This is a genomic window from Rhodococcus sp. GQ147 (genome assembly GCF_059759155.1).
In genome coordinates this window covers 100,858-116,838 of record NZ_JCAXDU010000012.1, presented here as the reverse complement: position 1 = coordinate 116,838, position 15,981 = coordinate 100,858, and the positions used below count along the sequence as shown (strand labels likewise).

Genomic DNA, 15,981 nt, shown 5'->3' with positions numbered 1-15,981 from the left:
GCAGTTGCCGCGCCCGCCCACAGCGCAACCGACGAGCTAGCCCGGCCCGTCGCCGAGCGACCCGAGCAGCCCGTAGACGGGGTTGTGCCGGGCGGCGTGCCGCACCGCATCGTTGGTCGCCGAGGTGTACACCTGCACGGTCTGCAACGACCGGTGCCCGAGCAGCTGCTGCAACTCGACCATCGTTGCGCCGCTGTCGGCCAGGCTCGTCGCGAAGGTGTGCCGCAGCGCGTGGGCGAGCGCACCGCGTTTGCGTTCGGACTCGATACCCGCGCGGCGGTAGATGCGCCGCACCCGGTACTGCAGGGTGCCGCGGGTGATGCGTTTGCCGTCCGCGCCGACGAACAGCGGGTCGGCCGGGTCGTGCCGCTCCCACACGGGCAACTCGTCGCGGTCGCGGGTGCGGCGCCGCGCGGCGGGGAAGCGGGCGTAGCGTTCCTCGAGATAGGCGGTGACGATCGCCGTCCAGCTGTCTTCGAGGGGGATCTCCCGTTCGATCGCGCCCTTGCCGAGCACCCGCAGCACCGGTGCCCGGCAGCCACCGAGGATGCTGCCCACATCGAGCCGGATCAACTCGTCGGAGCGGATCCCGGTGAGCAGCAGGGTCGCGATGAGCGCGAGATCGCGTTGCGGCCAGTCCCGCGCCGACTCCGCGGGGCGTTGCGCCTCCACGGTGACGGTGTCGACGAGTTGGTTGATCGCGGTGGGGGAGAACGCCTTCGGGGTGTGCTGTGGTTTCTTGGGCTGCGCGATCGAGGCCATCGGGTTGCCTTCCGACACCCCTTCGGAGACGAGGAAGTTGCAGAAGTTGTTCCACACCGACCAGGCGCGGCGCACCGACGCCGGTTGCCGCTCGGCGGCGAACGCCGCGAATGCCGACCGCAGCCCGCGTACCGTCACGTCCCCGAGCGTCAGCGCGTCCTGCGGCACCGCGCAGGTCGCGGCGAGATGCGCGCGCACCGCGTGCAGGTCGAGCCGGTAGGCCTTGATGGTGTGCGGAGACCGTTTCGCGGTCTGCAAGGTCTCCAGATACGACCCGATCCAGTCCGACAATCCCGGCTCGGTCGCGCTGCCCGCCACGATGCCCCTCCCGTGAAGATCCGCTCGTACAGATGTGCGAGTCCAGTGTGACAGCAGGGACCGACGGGACAGCAGAGACCGCGTCCGGATTCGGGGAGACCGGCGCCGGGTACGCGATGGACAACCGACCGTTCGTGGAGAGGAGCACCCCATGCCCGCAGGCGATGTCGAGACGTTCCACCAGGACGGATCCTGGCACAACCGCATCGAGGGCTCGAGCGACCTGCTCGGCACCTATCCCACCCGCGAGGAGGCCGTCGCCGCCGGCCGCGAGGAGGCGCGCCGCCGCAAGGTCGAACACCTCGTCCACAACCTCGACGGGACGATCGGCGAACGCAACACCTACGGTCACGACCCGCGCGACATCCCGGGCTGATCGACCCCGAACCGACCGTCGCCGGGGCGATCGATACCGAGGAGGTCAGTCGCGGCGGCGTTTGGCGCGCGCGGCGAACTCGTCGAGCACCCGCACCACATCCTTGGCCTGCCAGATGCGATTGCGGCGCCCCTCGGTGATCTGCGTGAGGATCCCCGCGTCCACCAGCCGATCGATGGCGATCTGCGCGTTGGCGCCGGTCACCGACAAGGCCGCGGCGGCCGACCGGTTGTCGATCACCGGCTGGCGCAGCAGTACGTCCGAGAGCCGGTGCACTGCCGAATCCCGCCGCGCCGTCACCCGGGACCGCCACAGCTCGCGTACCGCCTCGAGATCGGCGACGAGCGTGCGGCCGTTGGCGACCGCCGCGAACGACGCGTCGACGATCGAGTGCACGATCGGCCCGATGTCCCCGGCGCGGTAGGCGCCGAGCGCATCGAAGTACTCCCCGGTGTTGTGCAACAGGCCCGCCGAGACCGGCACGGCGACACTGCGGGTGAGCTGCCCGCCGCGCAACATCGCCTGGATCAGCGCGCGGCCCACCCGGCCGTTGCCGTCCGGGAACGGGTGGATGGTCTCGAACTGGGCGTGCGCGACCGCGATCTGCGCGCCCACCGGCAGATCCACCCGGTGGGCGAAGGCCACCAGGTCGTCGATCAGCTCGGGCACCCGCGCGTGGTGCGGGGGCACGAACTGTGCGGTGTGCGGGCCCAGGCTGCCCCCGCCGATCCACACCTGCTGGGTGCGCCACCGTCCCGCGATGGTCGGATCGTCGTACTCGAGCAGCGCGTGGTGCATCCGCAGGATCGCGGCGGCGTCGATCGCATCGGACAGCTCGAGCGCCGCGCGCATCGCCCGCACGTTGCCGACGATCAGGCGAGCGTTGCGGGAGGCGTGTTCGCCGAGTTCGGCGAGCGCGATCTGCCGCGCCCCGCTGGAGAGGTTCTCGATCTCCGAACTCGACGCGCTCTCGGTGCGCAGCAGGATGGAGGCGAACGGGGCGGTGATGTGCCCGACCTCGACATCGAAGCGGGTCAGTTCCGTCGCGGCTTCCTCGGTGAGGGCCTGCAGTTCGCCGTCGAGCGGGAGGGGCCGGTGGGCGATGAGCGGGGGGACCGCGGCGCGGTAGGGGCCGGTGGTCAGGCGTTTCTCCCGCCGCGAGCCGTAGGCATCGCTGCTCACCCACGGGTGCTGTTCGTAGGTGACCGCGGGCCAGCCGGACGCGACGTCAACCGATGCCATCCCCGGAACATACCATCGGATAGTCGATTATCCGATGGTATGGATCGGGGGTGGGTTCGGTTCCGGCCGTTGTGCACGGCCGGAACCGGAGGTTTGGGCCACAGGTGGTTCGGACGTAGGGTGCTGGGCCATGGCATTACCGACCTTCGACATCGACACGCCCATGGCCTATCACGTTGCGCAGCACAACATCCTGCAGAGACTCGATGCCGGCGACGACGCCGGGACGGTGCGGGAGGAATGGCGGCAGGCCATCGAGCGCATCATCGACAACCATCTCGCCGGCAACGACGCGCTGAGCTTCGTGACCGCTCCCGCGCTCGGCCCGGTCGACTGACGCACCGCTCGGTACACCCCGCCTCGCGGACCGGCACGGCCCGCGGAGCGGGGACGCCGCGCTTGCGCCCCGTTACACGACGGTGTCGAACAACTGGCCGACCCCGTAGGTCACCACCATCGCGAGCGCACCACCGAACACCACCCGCATCACCGCCCGGCCCCGCCGGGCCCGGCCGAGCCACGCACTGATCGATCCCGTCGCCGCCAGCGCACACAACACCGCCACGAACGTCACCGGGATCCGCGCCGTGTCGGGCACTGACACCACCATCAGCAGCGGCACCAGCGCGCCCAGGGTGAACGACACGGCCGACGACAACGCCGCCACCCACGGATTCGCGAGTTCGGTCGGATCGATCCCCAACTCCACCTCGGCATGCGCGGCAAGCGGATCCCGCGCCGTCAACTCCTCCGCCGCGGCACGCGCCGTGACCGCCGACAATCCCTTGCCCTCGAGCAGGGCGGCGAGTTCGTCGAGTTCGGCCTCCGGCATGGCGGCGAGCTCACGACCTTCCGTGTACAGCGCCGCACGCTCGGTGTCGCGTTGGGCGCTCACCGACACGTACTCGCCCAGCGCCATCGACACCGCCCCCGCGGCCAGCCCAGCCGCACCGGCGGTGAGGATCGCCGCCTCGTTCGCCGTCGCGGCCGCGACACCGACGACCAGTCCCGCGGTCGAGACGATGCCGTCGTTCGCGCCGAGCACACCCGCCCGCAACCAGTTGAGTCTGCTCGCCAATCCGGCGGTGTGCGGTTCGTGGTCCTCGTGCCGCCTGCGGGAATCGTTCGGTGACGCCGGATCCGGACGGGGCATGTCGTGAAGCTACACCGACGGACGGCGGCGCGGGGGGATCCCCACGGCGGAGTATCGGCGCGCCTCCGCCGCGGCGACCGCCCACTCCGGATCCCCGGGCAGCGCGCCCATCGGGTCCCGCTGCGCGCACGGCACACTCACATCGGCGGGCAGCACTGCGCGCTGCAGCGCCTGCACGATCCCCAACGGCCGATGAGCAGCCGGGGCCAGGCGGCCGATCCACCGACGATCGCGGGCCGTCATGTCGTGCCGCAGGCTCTCCATCAACGCCGCCACGGTTCCCGACGGCACCTCCGTCAACCACGAGCCGAACCGGCCGATCACCGCGCCCGGCAATCCGGCGACGGTGACCTGGGCGCGCGACATGCCGGTGACCTGCCCGTAGAGGCGGAGCAACTCGGGATAATGCAGCGACTGTCCGCAGCCCACATCGAACGAGTCCGTGGGAGTGTCCGCGACGGCCGCCCCGAGCGCTGCGGCGACCAGGTCGACGACCGCGATCGGCTCGACCCGCGAGTCCATCCAGTCGGGTACCACGGTGACGGGTAGGCGCCCCGCGAGTTGGCCGAGCACCTCGAAGCTCGTCGACCTGGAGCCGAGCACCATCCCGGCTCGCAGCGTGATCACCGTGCGGCGGGAGCGGGACAGTTCCTGCTCGACCTCCCAGCGTGAGAGCAGATGCTCGGACAGCGCGTCCGGCGCACACTCGGGGACGAACCCGGAGACGTAGACGACACGCGTCACCGGAGAGGCATCGACCGCGTGCCGGACGGTGCGGGCCGCTGCCAGGTCGAGGTCCCGGAAGTGCGCCGAGCGCATCCCGTGCACGAGATAGACCACGACGTCGACATCGTCGAACGCCGGTGGGAGAGTGTGCGCGGCGGTGACGTCCACTCGCGCGGTCTCGACCTGGTCGTGCCACCAGAAGCGTCGCAAGGCCGTCGGGTTCCGAGCGGCGGCGCGCACGGTGCAGCCGATAGCGAGGAAGGCGGGGACGACCCGGCTGCCGACGTAGCCGGAGGCACCGATCACGAGAACTCTCATGCGCTGTCCCATCCCTTGTCGCCTTCGGGAGGGATGCACGCGCGGGACCGTCGCGAAACATCAGGAGTGGTTCCCATCACCGGAAATAGTGTTACCGTTGGTCACAAATACAGTGGCCGGTATCGAAGGAGGCCTCCCATGTCGATGCTGCGCGGCAGCCCACTCCGACATCGGATCCTGTTCGTCCTCGCCGTCCCCCTCGGCGCCGGACTGCTGTCCGCCCTCGGACATCTCGTCCAGCGCCGCCACGGCCGGCCCACCTCCGTCTCCGAATCCCTCTTCGCCATCGCCAGCAGCCTGCGCCGCCGCACGCTCTTCACCCGACCCACCGGCGACCACCCCCCGGCCCCCGAGACGCCCGGACAACCATGACCACAGGACAACCATGACCACCCACACCGTCCCCAACGGGCCTATCCGACTCCACGTCGTCGAAGAAGGCAACCCGCACGGCCCGACGCTCGTCCTCGTCCACGGCTGGCCCGACACCCACGCCCTGTGGGACCGCGTCGCACCCCTGCTCGCCGACGACTTCCGCATCCTGCGCTACGACAACCGCGGCGCCGGCGCCTCCACCGTGCCCCGCGCGGTGGCGCACTACCGGCTCGAGCACCTCGCCGCCGACCTGCACGCCGTCATCGACGCCCTCGCCCCGAACGAACCGGTCCACCTACTCGGCCACGACTGGGGCGCGGTGCTGTGCTGGGAAGCGGTATGCGAACCCGACGCCGGCGATCGCATCGCCTCCTACACCTCGATCTCCGGCCCCAACCTCGACCATCTCGGCCTGTGGATGCGCCGTCGTCTCCGACAGAAACGCCCACTCGGCCCCGCCGAACAGGCTCTCGCCTCCGCCTACACCCTCGCCTTCCAGATCCCCGCTCTGCCGAATCCGGTGCTGCGCGGCCCGCTCGCCCACCACTGGCCGGCCTTCGTCGGGTTCTTCGACCGCATCGATCCCACCGCGATCGCACCGGTCGCCCCCACCCTCGCCGATGACATGGTGCACGGACTGTCCCTGTACCGGGCGAACATCCGCGCGCGTCTCACCCGACCCCGCGAGCGGCGCACCGACGTCCCGGTCCAGCTGATCCAGAACCTGCGCGACCGCGCGGTACGCCCCGTGGGCTACGAGGACACCTCCCGCTGGGTCACCGACCTGCGCATCCACCCGCTCGACGCCGGGCACTGGTCGCCGCGTTCCCATCCCCGCGACGTCGCCGACGCCACCGCCCGGTTCGTGCAGCAGATCGAAGCCGCGCGCACCTGACCGCATGACCTCAGCCGGACGACTCCGCGCGCGGCGCCGCCTCCACCGGCGGATCGTCGTCGTGCACCGGTAGCCGACGCGGACCCGGACCCTGCTGCCCGAGCACGTCACCGGGATTCGCGAGCGGACACGACGCCAAACTCAGACAACCGCAGCCGATGCAATCGGTGAAACTGTCGCGCAACGCGGTGAGATCCTCGATGCGGCGGGTCAGCCGGTCGTGCCACGCCCGCGACAGCCGCGCCCAGTCCTCCGTCGTCGGCACACGACTGTCCGGCAACGAATCGAACGCCTCCTTGATCTCGTCCAGGGACACCCCCACACCCTGCGCGACCTTGATGAACGCGACCTTGCGCAGCGTGTCGCGACGATAACGCCGTTGATTGCCCGAGGTGCGGCGACTGGTGATCAGACCACGCGACTCGTAGTAGTGCAGCGCCGAGACCGCCACCCCGGAACGGTCCGCCAACTGGCCGGGTGTCAGCCATACAGCAGGGTTCATCGGCCCCTCCTCGCCGCGCAGACATCGTGATCGAGTTGTGCTGCACAGTACCGGCCACCGGAGGCACCGGGCACCCGGGTCGCGTGAGCACCAGGGTCAGAACGGCGGCGGCCCGAACTCGGCAGCGACCTCCGGCGCATCCATCCGCAACATGTCGTACGCGGTGTGCGCCAGCGTCCGCACCGACTTCGGGTACGGCCGCTCGAACCGCTCGCAGACCCGCGCGGTCGCCAACGCCGCCTCGAACCGCCACTTACGGGAACCGCTCACGAACGTCCGGGCCTGGAACAGATAACTCGATGCGGGGATCGTCACGTCGATCACCGTAGAACCTCCGACCGGCACAGCGGGGGATCGGCACTCCGCGCGCCACGCCGATCCCACCCGTCCGACCACATTCCTAAGGGAGTGTTAGGAACCGCCACAGACCCTTCCGCAACCACTGTGACCCGAACCACTGTGGGGAGCGCACAGATCCACGCAGCGAAAGGAGTCCCGGGTGAGCACCACCTCGACGGGCGAACGCCGAGTCATCGGCAACGTGTTGAAAGGCTCGGTCGGCAACCTGATCGAGTGGTACGACTGGTACGTCTACGCCGCGTTCAGCGTCTACTTCGCGAAGGAATTCTTCCCCGAAGGCGACCCCACCGCCCAACTGCTGTCCACCGCAGCGATCTTCGCCGTGGGATTCCTCATGCGACCGATCGGCGGCTGGATCATGGGCCGCTACGCCGACCGGCGCGGACGGCGCTCGGCGCTGACCCTGTCGGTCACCGTCATGGCCGTCGGCTCCCTCATCATCGCCGTCACCCCGGCCTACGCGACCATCGGACTCGCCGCACCCCTTCTTCTCGTCCTCGCCCGCATGATGCAGGGACTGTCCGTCGGTGGTGAATACGCCACCAGCGCCACCTATCTCGCCGAGGTCGCCTCACCCGGACGCCGCGGGTTCTACTCGAGCTTCCAGTACGTCACCCTCGTCGCCGGACAGCTCATCGCCCTCGGCGTCCAGATCGTCCTGCAGCTCACCCTCTCCGCCGAGGCCATGCAGGCGTGGGGCTGGCGCATCCCGTTCGTCATCGGCGCCGTCGCCGCCGTCGCCGTGATGTGGCTGCGCCGCACCATGGACGAATCCGAAGCGTTCACCGAGGAAGTCGCGGCCAAGAGCGCCACCGACCGGCCGGAGGGCACGCCCGAGCAGGGCGGCATCCGGATGCTGCTGCAGTACCCCCGCGAATGCCTACTGGTGTGCGCGCTGACCCTCGGCGGTTGCGTGGCGTTCTACACCTACACCACCTACATGCAGAAATACATGATCAACACCTCCGGCATCTCCAAGGACACCGTCGCCTGGATCAACTTCGCCGCCCTGCTGGTGTTCATCGTCCTGCAACCCATCGGCGGGGCCCTGTCGGACCGCATCGGCCGCCGCAAACTACTCATCTTCTTCGGGGTCGGCGGCACCGTGCTCACCGTCCCGCTGATGACGATCCTCGGCAGCACCACGAACCCGCTGATCGCGTTCGGGTTGATGATGCTCGGCCTGACCGTCGTCACCGGCTACACCTCGGTCAACGCCATCGTGAAGACCGAACTGTTCCCCACCAAGGTCCGCGCGCTCGGCGTCGGCCTGCCCTACGCGCTGACCCTGGCGATCTTCGGCGGCACCGTCGAAACCGTCGCACTCGCGCTCAAGCGCGCCGGCCACGAATCGCTATTCTTCTACTACGTGACCGGCTGCATCGCCGTCTCGCTCGTCGTGTACTTCTTCATGCGGGAGACCTCCGACGGCTCACCCCTGGACCGCACGAGCACCGACCGCACGAGCACCGACCGCACGAGCACCGACCGCACGAGCACCCACACCGACACCCCCGACGAGCACGCCGACCTGGCCACCTCGCGACACTGACCGAAAGGGACCCACGTGCAGATCGCGGTGGTCGAGGACGACGACGGCGTCGGCGACGCCCTCGTCGAAGCCCTCACCTCCCACGGCCACCCGCCGATCCGCATGCGGCGCGGCGCCGACCTGCTCCTCGGACACCGCGACCTCGACGTCGTCATCCTCGACCTCGGCCTGCCCGACGCCGACGGCCTGCAGGTGCTCCGGCAACTGCGGGCCGTCAACGACGTCCCCGTCGTGATCCTCACCGCGCGCGGCGACGAACGATCGGTGGTACGCGGCCTGCGCGGCGGCGCCGACGACTACCTCGTCAAACCGGCCCGCCTGGCCGAACTGCTCGCCCGCGTGGACGTCGTCACCCAACGGCGCCGCGCGCTGTCCGAGTCCTCCCGCATCGTCCGCGCCGGCGACGTCGTCGTCGACCTCGATGCCCGCGAAGTCGAGGTGGGCGGCGAACCGGTCACCCTCACCCCGAAGGAATTCGACCTGCTCGCCGTCCTCGTCGCCCGCCCCGGCGCCGCGGTCAGCCGCCAACAACTCATGGACGCCGTGTGGGGCGACGCGTATGTGGCGATCTCCCGGTCGCTCGACGTGCACATGACCGGGCTGCGCGCCAAACTCGCCCGCCCCGGACTCATCTCCACCATCCGCGGCTACGGCTACCGGTGGGGCGGCTGACATGCACCGGCGGGTCCTGGCGGTGCTGCTCGTCTTCGCGACCGTCGCCGTCGTCGCCTTCGCCGTCCCGCTCGCCCTCGCCACCAGCGCCGGCCGTACCGCCGTCCTGGGAGCGAACCGGGAAGCCGACGCCCACCACTTCGCCACCCTCGCCGTCCAGACGCGCGCCCCCGGCAGCACCGCCCTGCTCGACGAGGAGGTGACCCGCTACCACCGGCTCTACGACGAGGGCGTGCTCATCGTCGACGCGCGCGGCGCACCCCGCGCGAGCGCGGGCCTGACCCCGACCGACCCCGGTGTGCCGGAGGCGATCACCGCCGGTCTGCGCAACCAGAAACAGGGCATCGGCGGTCCGCTGACCCCGTGGTCCCCGCACCGGGTACTGCTCGCCGTGCCGGTGGGTACCGGCGCCCAGGTCGAAGGAGCCGTCGTCGTCGACGTGTCCACCGACGCCGCCCGCCACGACATCCGCACCTCGTGGCTGCTCATCGTCACCGGCGCGGCAGCGGCCCTCGTGCTCGTCACGATCCTCGCGACCGCCCTGTCGCGGTGGACGGTCCGTCCGCTCACCGCGCTCACCGCGCGGGTCGCGGCGCTCACCGACAGCGTCCCGGCACTGCATCCACGCTCCCGCACCGGCGACACCACCGTCTCGGTCCGGTACCACGGCCCACCGGAGGTCCGGGAACTCACGCAGGCCTTCGACACCATGTCCGAAGCCGTCCGCACGTCCACCCGCGCCCAGAAGCAACTCATCGCCGACACCGCGCACCAACTCCGGAACCCGCTCGCCGCCCTGCACATCCGACTCGACTCCCTCGAACCGCACGTCGCCGCCGCCGGCGCGGAGACCTACCGGCGCACGGCCGTCGAAGTCGACCGGCTCGGCGGCATCCTCGACGGCCTGCTCGCCCTCGCCACCGCCGAATCACCCACCGACACAGCGGGCACCGAAGGACACGACGGGTGCGATGTCGGCGCCGTCGTCGCCGACCGCGTCGACGCCTGGTCCGAGGCCCTCGCCGAGGCCGGCATGACCGTCACCGTGGACGAACCGACCGGGCCGCGCCTGCACGCCTGTTCCTCCGCCGACCATCTCGCCCAGGTGCTCGATGTGCTGCTCAGCAACGCGAGCAAGTACGCCCGCGCGGCCACCGGGGTCCGCATCACCACCCGACACCACGACGGGACCATCCGGATCCGCGTCGAGGACGACGGCGCCGGAGTCGCACCCGATGAGCTCGGCGCCCTCACCTCCCGGTTCTTCCGCGGGTCCGGCGCCGACGGGCCCGGCACCGGCCTCGGGCTGTCCATCGCGGTCGCGCTCGTCGAGACCGGCGGCGGCACCCTCGACCTCGCCGCCGCCGACCCGCACGGACTGGCCGTCACCCTGACCCTGCCCGCCGACTCCCGCGCGGAGGCATCATGATCACCCGCCGCGATCTCCTGCGGTCCGTCGCGCTGCTAGCGGTGGGCGGAGCCGTCGCCGGCTGCACGCGCACCGGAGAGCGTGAGGAACTGATCCTGGCGGCAGGGGAGGAGGGTGGGTTCTTCTGGGAGTTCGCCGAACTCACCGCCGCCGCCGCCGACCGGGCGGGCCTGCCCATCGCGATAGTGCCGGAACGCACGCCAGGGTCGGTCACCAATCTCGCCACGCTGGCGGCGGGGGACGCGGAGCTGGCGCTGACCCTCACCGACGTCGCGGTGCGGGCCCACGACGAGGGCGCGCAGTTCACGGCGATCGGGCGGGTCTACGAGAACTACATGCAGTTGGCCGTGCGTGCAGACTCACCGATCCGGAAGATCGCCCAGTTGCGGGGCGCACGGATCAGCCTCGGCGCTCCCGGATCGGGTGCCGAATTCACCGGCGAACGCATCCTCGCCGTCGCCGGGCTCGCCGAGCCGGGAGCCGTCACCCGGGTGCACCTGTCGATGGCCGACGCCGGTCGCGCGCTGGTGGACGGCGAGATCGACGCGGTGCTGTGGGCGGGTGGTGTTCCTACCCCGTCGTTTGCGAACCTGGGTGTGTCGCTACGGCTGATCGATCTGTCCGTGCTCCTCGAACCGCTGCGGGCGCGATTCGGTTCGCGTTACGAACCGGTGCTCATCCAGCCCGGCACGTACGGGCAGCCGGACGCCGTCGCCACCATCGGCTTGGGCAACCTCCTGCTCGCCGGAGCCTCGGTGTCGGACGAGGCCGCCGCCGCACTGGTCGATCTGCTCGTCGACCACGCCTCCGAACTCGTGCCGGCTCAGGCCACCGGCAGCCAGTTCCTCGACCGGCAATCGCTGATCGTCACCGCCGATGTCCCGCTGCATCCGGGAGCGGTGGCCGCGTACCGGCGCCATCACGGCTGACGAGACGGGCGGACAGGGGAGAAGGGGCCCCTGAATCGTGCCGACCCAGGCACATAGTGGGGTGGAAGGCATGCGCTGGTGTCGGTGGGATGCGGTGCGGAGATCGGGCTCGCCCTCGAGGTTCGAGGAGATCGGGACCGGATCGGCTGTGCAGGGGACATGCGCGGGGCACAATGGAACCGTTCACCTCTGTGTGCGTGAAATTCTTTGGCAGCCAACATGATTCATGGATAACGGTGATTATCCATCAAATGTGGAAGAGGCGAGAAGGGGCGATCGGTGGTCGCAGCACCCCGGGGGACGGGATGATCCCGCGCCACCAACATGCGTATCGTCCGCGCGATCTGCGGCGCGCAACGCGCACGCGACGACCACACGGTGCTGCCGCAACGCCGCATCGGTGAACCGTGGGTCGGTGCAGTGTGCGCGTCGCTGCGGCATGGCACCCGATGCATGAGCAGCCGAACGCGCGTCGAGCGGATCGGCGGCTCGATCCGGCACGGGCGCGGGCAGGCCGGTCGCAGTCCGGAGGTGAGCCGGACTCGAGCCAGAGGCCGAGTGACAGGTGGGGCCCATCGCATCGATCCGGGGCGAACCAGGGATCTCCGAACGCCTCGGACGCCCTGCCGCACCTGTCCGGAGGAGGTCCGGTTCCACTCTAGTTAACATAATGTAGATTATCGGCAATTTGGATATGGGCGGTGAACTGGGGTTCGGCGCTGATAATCCCGATGCTGCCGAGTGACGTCCCTGATCCGCAGATTCGCGCCGTCGTCGCACGCACTGCATCGCGTCGTGCGCCGTGCCGTCCGGCGCGCGTTGTTCCCTCCGCCTCGTGCGACGTGCGAACCGCGCCGAACGACGCGCTCCCGGCACTCGAGCTTGCCGCGCATTCGCCGTGCCCGGCCCGGTCCGTGCCCGGCCCGGTCCGCCGCCTGGTGTCGGTTCGCTGCCTCGGACGCCCGATACGACCTTCCGGGCCCGCCACCCTCGCCCCCTGCCTGTTCGCCCAGCCGTCGCGAAAACGTCACAGTGACGTTTTCACGTGGTCTAGCGGGTCCCGCTGTGGACACCTATCTGCGTCGATATCATCGGCGCGGCAGTGACAACGTGGTCCGGGAAGGTCGACCGTGACGCAACCACGGCTCCTGCGTTCCTGGGTGGTCTTCGCGATCACCACCGTCCCGTTCTATCTCTGGGGTGCACTCACCGACGGTGAATTCGACATCACCGGTGCGCGTCTGCCGGTCAGTGCGTTGATGTTCGTCTGCCCGGCGCTTGCGACCCTCGCCACCGGCGGCGGGCGCGAGTCGGCCCGGCGGCGCATGTGCACGCTGCCGCGCGCGCTGTGGCTGATCGTCGCACTGTTTGTATCAGCTGCGCTGGTGCTGGTCGCATCCATCGTGGTCGCCGGTACCGGTCCGTCCGGCATCTCGGTCTCCCTCGTGGCGGTCGCCGGTGCGTATTTCGTTGCGACGGTGTGCGAGGAACTCGGGTGGACGGTGGACGCTCCTGGCGGCGAGCGGGATCTGCTCGCCTGTCGCGTCCGCGGTGGCCGTCGGGGTCGCCGTGCTCGTCCTGACCTGTCTGCGGGTCGCATCCCGCCGGGTCGAGGGTGCGGACTCCCCTCCTCTGCCTCGGACGATAAACCCAGAAACGTCACAGTGACGTATTAATCTCGCCTCCCGTGCATTATGACGCTCGCCGCAACCGCCGCAACTGCGCGGACAGATAATCCCGGGCACGGCGATGACCACCGACCCGGACGAGTTCGTCGGCGAGCTCCTCGAGCAGTCGTGACAGCAGCTCCTCGTCGGGTGACCAGCCCTCGCGCTGCCGGCACCGGTCGAGCCATTCGACCGGCGCGATGTGTCCGCGGTCGGCGTTGCAGCGTCGGCACGCGGCGACCTCGTTGGCGGTGATGCTCGGCCCGCCCTTCAGGCGCGGCACCAGATGATCGGTGGTCGGGGTGATCAGCCGCCCGAACTCCCGTCCACACCACAGGCACCGCCCGTCCTGACGGTCCAGGGCGAGCGAGAGTCGGGTGACGCGGTCCATCCTCCGATCGTCGCCTATCGGCGCCGCCGTAGTCGCCGATGAGTCCGATCCGGTGTCCCGGAGACTGTTTCAGGGGCGTGCTTCGAGGACGAGGTTGAAGGGTGTTTCGGTGGCGCGGCGGAAGGTGCCGAATCCGGCTTCGGCCGCGACATCGGCGAGCCGTCGCTCCCCGGCCTGCGCGCCGAGCCCGAGCGCGACCGGCTGGTCGAGGGACGACGGGGTGCACAGCACCGTCGATGCGGCGTAGTACATCCGGCCGACCGGGTTGAGGTTCTCGGGCAGGCTGTCGCGGGCGAACGGTTCGACGAGCATCACCGCGCCGTCGTCGGCGAGCGCGCCGCGCGCGTACCGCAGTGCGCCGACGGGATCGCCCATGTCGTGCAGGCAGTCGAAGTAGCAGATCAGGTCGTAGTCGGATCCGGGGAAGTCGGTCGCCGAGGCGACGGTGAAGGTGGCGTTGTCGACGCCCTCCTCCGCGGCCAGTTCCGTCGCCCGCGCGATGGACGCGTCGTGGTAGTCGAAGCCGCGGATGGTGGACTGCGGGAACGCCTGCGCGAGCAGGGTCGTGGAGACACCGTGGCCGCAGCCGATGTCCGCGACGGTGGCGCCGGCGCGCAGTGTGTCGACGACCCCGTCGAGGGCGGGCAGCCACACGTCGACGAGGTTGGCGCGGTAGCCGGGGCGGAAGAACTGTTCGGTGCCGACGAACAGTTCGGGATCGTGTTCGTGCCAGCCGAAACCTTCGCCGTTGCGGATGCGTTCGGCGATGCGGCCGCGGTCCTTGTACACGGAGCCGATCAGGTGGAAGCCGCCGGCCAGGTAGACGGGGCTGTCCTCGCGGGCGAGGGCCATGGCGTGTTCCGGTGCCAGACTGAACGTTCCGGCGTCGGGATCGTAGGTGAGATAGCCGCTGGCGGTCTCGGCGGAGAGCCATTCGCGCAGATAGCGTTCGCGGATGCCGGTGCGGTCGGCGAGTTGTTCGCTGCTGACCGGGCCGGCTTCGTCGAGCGCGCGCCACAGTCCGAGTTCGGCGCCGATGAGCACCAGTGCGCCGTTCATGGCCGCACCCATGTCGACGACGAGTTGTCCGAGGGTCTGCTCGAGTCGTGCTTGGTCGGGTTCGTGCATCTCCGTGGTCATCACGCACCTCCTGACGATGGGAGTACTCGCTCACGGTAGGTCGCGTGGCCGGTTCCGCGGCGACGGCTCGGGTTCGATCGGGTGTCGATCCGGGTGGCGGTGCGTAGCGGGAGGTCACGAACCGGGTGGTGGCGGGAGGATTCGGGGGTGCGTGGCGTGTTGCAGACAGCTACGCTTGTAGCAGACTGCAACATCAGGAGGCCGTCATGACGTCATCCACCGACAAGGTCACCCGCTTCGACGCCGAACTCGTCGACAGCGCCATCGCCGAGGGCGGCCGCCAGAACCGCACCGGACGCCAGCAACTCGAATACTGGGCCCGCATCGGCCGCGCGATGACCGCCCACGAGACCGCCTCCCTGCACCGGGTGCACGAGGCGCTGGCCGGGACACGGGAGCTGAGCGAGCTCACCGCCGCCGAGGGACGGCTGTTCGACGCGGAGATCGATGCGCGCCTGGCGGACGGGCTGGCCCGCACCGACTACGCCGAGATTCTCGCCGCGCGTGGGGTCACCACGGTGGTGCTCGACGACGAAGGCCGGCTGGTCGAGCAGCGTCCCGACGGTAGTCGCCGGGTGCTCGACGACGCATGAGGCGTCTGGATCTGATCGTCGGTCCCAACGGTTCCGGCAAGTCGACGTTCGTCGAGTTGTCCCTCGCTCCCCTGCTGCCGCGCAGCGTGTTCGTCAATGCGGATGTGATCGCGCGGCAGCGCTGGCCCGACCGGGCGGAGGAGATGTCGTACGAGGCGGCGCAACTCGCCGCGGCGGCGCGGGACCGGTTGCTGCGGCAGGGCCGGTCGTTCATTGCGGAGACGGTGTTCTCGCATCCGTCGAAGCTGGAGTTGATCGACCGCGCGCACGAGGTGGGGTTCACGGTGGTGCTGCACGTGATGCTGGTGCCCGAGGCGATGTCGGTGCTGCGTGTACAGCACCGGGTGGCCTCCGGTGGGCATGCGGTGCCCGAGGACAAGATCCGGGCGCGCTATCGGCGGTTGTGGCCGCTGGTGACCGAAGCGATCGGCCGCGCCGATCAGGCGTCGGTGTACGACACGGCGTCCGGGACCCCGGTGGTGGTGGCGCGGTTCGCCGGCGGGGTGCCGGTGGGTGCGGTGGGCTGGCCGGGATGGGCGCCGGCGGCGCTCACCGGGCTCGGCTGAGAGATCCGGGCCCGG

19 protein-coding genes are annotated in these 15,981 nt (G+C 70.1%); 11 read left to right on the top strand and 8 right to left on the bottom strand.

The window, feature by feature from the left end; all coding sequences use genetic code 11:
- Positions 1-36 precede the first annotated feature (36 nt).
- The gene (locus AC6CID_RS15255) at positions 37-1,080 is read right to left on the bottom strand and encodes a tyrosine-type recombinase/integrase (RefSeq protein WP_064061648.1); all 1,044 of its coding nucleotides are present in this window, start codon (positions 1,078-1,080) and stop codon (positions 37-39) included.
- A 151-nt stretch (positions 1,081-1,231) separates the two neighbouring features.
- Between AC6CID_RS15255 and AC6CID_RS15250 the strand changes: the two genes are divergently transcribed.
- Positions 1,232-1,456: a DUF2188 domain-containing protein gene (locus AC6CID_RS15250; protein WP_039585957.1), complete on the top strand. Its 225-nt coding sequence runs from the start codon at positions 1,232-1,234 to the stop codon at positions 1,454-1,456.
- A gap of 45 nt (positions 1,457-1,501) precedes the next feature.
- Here AC6CID_RS15250 and AC6CID_RS15245 read toward each other — a convergent pair whose 3' ends face one another.
- Complete coding sequence (locus tag AC6CID_RS15245; protein WP_498354179.1) at positions 1,502-2,698, bottom strand: Fic family protein; 1,197 nt, start codon at positions 2,696-2,698, stop codon at positions 1,502-1,504.
- 130 nt (positions 2,699-2,828) lie between these two features.
- Here AC6CID_RS15245 and AC6CID_RS15240 point away from each other — a divergent pair, with 130 nt between their 5' ends.
- The gene (locus tag AC6CID_RS15240; protein ID WP_006552774.1) at positions 2,829-3,035 is read left to right on the top strand and encodes a hypothetical protein; all 207 of its coding nucleotides are present in this window, start codon (positions 2,829-2,831) and stop codon (positions 3,033-3,035) included.
- Positions 3,036-3,107: 72 nt separating this feature from the next.
- Here the strand turns inward: AC6CID_RS15240 and AC6CID_RS15235 are convergent, their stop codons facing one another.
- Both AC6CID_RS15235 and AC6CID_RS15230 read right to left on the bottom strand, forming a co-directional pair.
- The gene (locus AC6CID_RS15235) at positions 3,108-3,851 is read right to left on the bottom strand and encodes a VIT1/CCC1 transporter family protein (RefSeq protein WP_039958188.1); all 744 of its coding nucleotides are present in this window, start codon (positions 3,849-3,851) and stop codon (positions 3,108-3,110) included.
- 9 nt (positions 3,852-3,860) lie between these two features.
- Positions 3,861-4,895, bottom strand: coding sequence for an NAD(P)H-binding protein (locus tag AC6CID_RS15230; RefSeq protein WP_498354178.1), 1,035 nt, complete (start codon positions 4,893-4,895; stop codon positions 3,861-3,863).
- Between the two features lie 138 nt (positions 4,896-5,033).
- On the opposite strand from AC6CID_RS15230, the gene AC6CID_RS15225 reads away from it, so the two are divergent.
- Together AC6CID_RS15225 and AC6CID_RS15220 are read left to right on the top strand one after the other, a co-directional pair.
- Positions 5,034-5,267 carry a hypothetical protein gene (locus AC6CID_RS15225; RefSeq protein ID WP_019289588.1) on the top strand — a complete coding sequence of 78 codons (234 nt, stop codon included), beginning with the start codon at positions 5,034-5,036 and terminating at the stop codon, positions 5,265-5,267.
- A 13-nt stretch (positions 5,268-5,280) separates the two neighbouring features.
- Positions 5,281-6,165: an alpha/beta fold hydrolase gene (locus AC6CID_RS15220; RefSeq protein ID WP_064061651.1), complete on the top strand. Its 885-nt coding sequence runs from the start codon at positions 5,281-5,283 to the stop codon at positions 6,163-6,165.
- Between the two features lie 10 nt (positions 6,166-6,175).
- On the opposite strand, the gene soxR is transcribed toward AC6CID_RS15220, so the two are convergent.
- Positions 6,176-6,667 (bottom strand): redox-sensitive transcriptional activator SoxR, encoded by a 492-nt coding sequence (soxR, locus tag AC6CID_RS15215; protein ID WP_064061652.1) that lies wholly within the window; start codon positions 6,665-6,667, stop codon positions 6,176-6,178.
- Positions 6,668-6,763: 96 nt separating this feature from the next.
- Positions 6,764-6,982, bottom strand: a complete 219-nt coding sequence (locus AC6CID_RS15210; RefSeq protein ID WP_230826497.1) for a hypothetical protein — start codon at positions 6,980-6,982, stop codon at positions 6,764-6,766.
- 184 nt (positions 6,983-7,166) lie between these two features.
- Here AC6CID_RS15210 and AC6CID_RS15205 point away from each other — a divergent pair, with 184 nt between their 5' ends.
- From AC6CID_RS15205 to AC6CID_RS15185, 5 genes are all read left to right on the top strand, one after another.
- A complete protein-coding gene (locus AC6CID_RS15205) occupies positions 7,167-8,579 on the top strand; it encodes an MFS transporter (protein ID WP_498354177.1) in 1,413 nt (470 codons plus the stop codon).
- 15 nt (positions 8,580-8,594) lie between these two features.
- Entirely contained in the window at positions 8,595-9,251 is a 657-nt protein-coding gene (locus AC6CID_RS15200) for a response regulator transcription factor (protein WP_498354176.1), read from the top strand.
- A gap of 1 nt (position 9,252) precedes the next feature.
- A complete protein-coding gene (locus AC6CID_RS15195; protein ID WP_094980434.1) occupies positions 9,253-10,680 on the top strand; it encodes a sensor histidine kinase in 1,428 nt (475 codons plus the stop codon).
- On the top strand, positions 10,677-11,609 hold the full coding sequence (locus tag AC6CID_RS15190) for a TAXI family TRAP transporter solute-binding subunit (protein ID WP_498354175.1): 933 nt from the start codon (positions 10,677-10,679) through the stop codon (positions 11,607-11,609). Before AC6CID_RS15195 ends, AC6CID_RS15190 begins: the two co-directional genes overlap by 4 nt.
- Positions 11,610-12,739: 1,130 nt before the next feature.
- Positions 12,740-13,285 (top strand): hypothetical protein, encoded by a 546-nt coding sequence (locus AC6CID_RS15185; protein ID WP_498354174.1) that lies wholly within the window; start codon positions 12,740-12,742, stop codon positions 13,283-13,285.
- A 16-nt stretch (positions 13,286-13,301) separates the two neighbouring features.
- Here AC6CID_RS15185 and AC6CID_RS15180 read toward each other — a convergent pair whose 3' ends face one another.
- Together AC6CID_RS15180 and AC6CID_RS15175 are read right to left on the bottom strand one after the other, a co-directional pair.
- A complete protein-coding gene (locus AC6CID_RS15180; RefSeq protein ID WP_024101068.1) occupies positions 13,302-13,667 on the bottom strand; it encodes an HNH endonuclease in 366 nt (121 codons plus the stop codon).
- A 69-nt stretch (positions 13,668-13,736) separates the two neighbouring features.
- Positions 13,737-14,807 carry a class I SAM-dependent methyltransferase gene (locus AC6CID_RS15175; protein WP_006552788.1) on the bottom strand — a complete coding sequence of 357 codons (1,071 nt, stop codon included), beginning with the start codon at positions 14,805-14,807 and terminating at the stop codon, positions 13,737-13,739.
- A gap of 206 nt (positions 14,808-15,013) precedes the next feature.
- On the opposite strand from AC6CID_RS15175, the gene AC6CID_RS15170 reads away from it, so the two are divergent.
- On the top strand, positions 15,014-15,400 hold the full coding sequence (locus AC6CID_RS15170; protein ID WP_039585981.1) for a TA system antitoxin ParD family protein: 387 nt from the start codon (positions 15,014-15,016) through the stop codon (positions 15,398-15,400).
- Positions 15,397-15,966, top strand: coding sequence for an ATPase (locus AC6CID_RS15165; protein ID WP_498354173.1), 570 nt, complete (start codon positions 15,397-15,399; stop codon positions 15,964-15,966). The genes AC6CID_RS15170 and AC6CID_RS15165 overlap by 4 nt, the downstream gene beginning before the upstream one ends.
- Positions 15,967-15,981 lie beyond the last annotated feature (15 nt).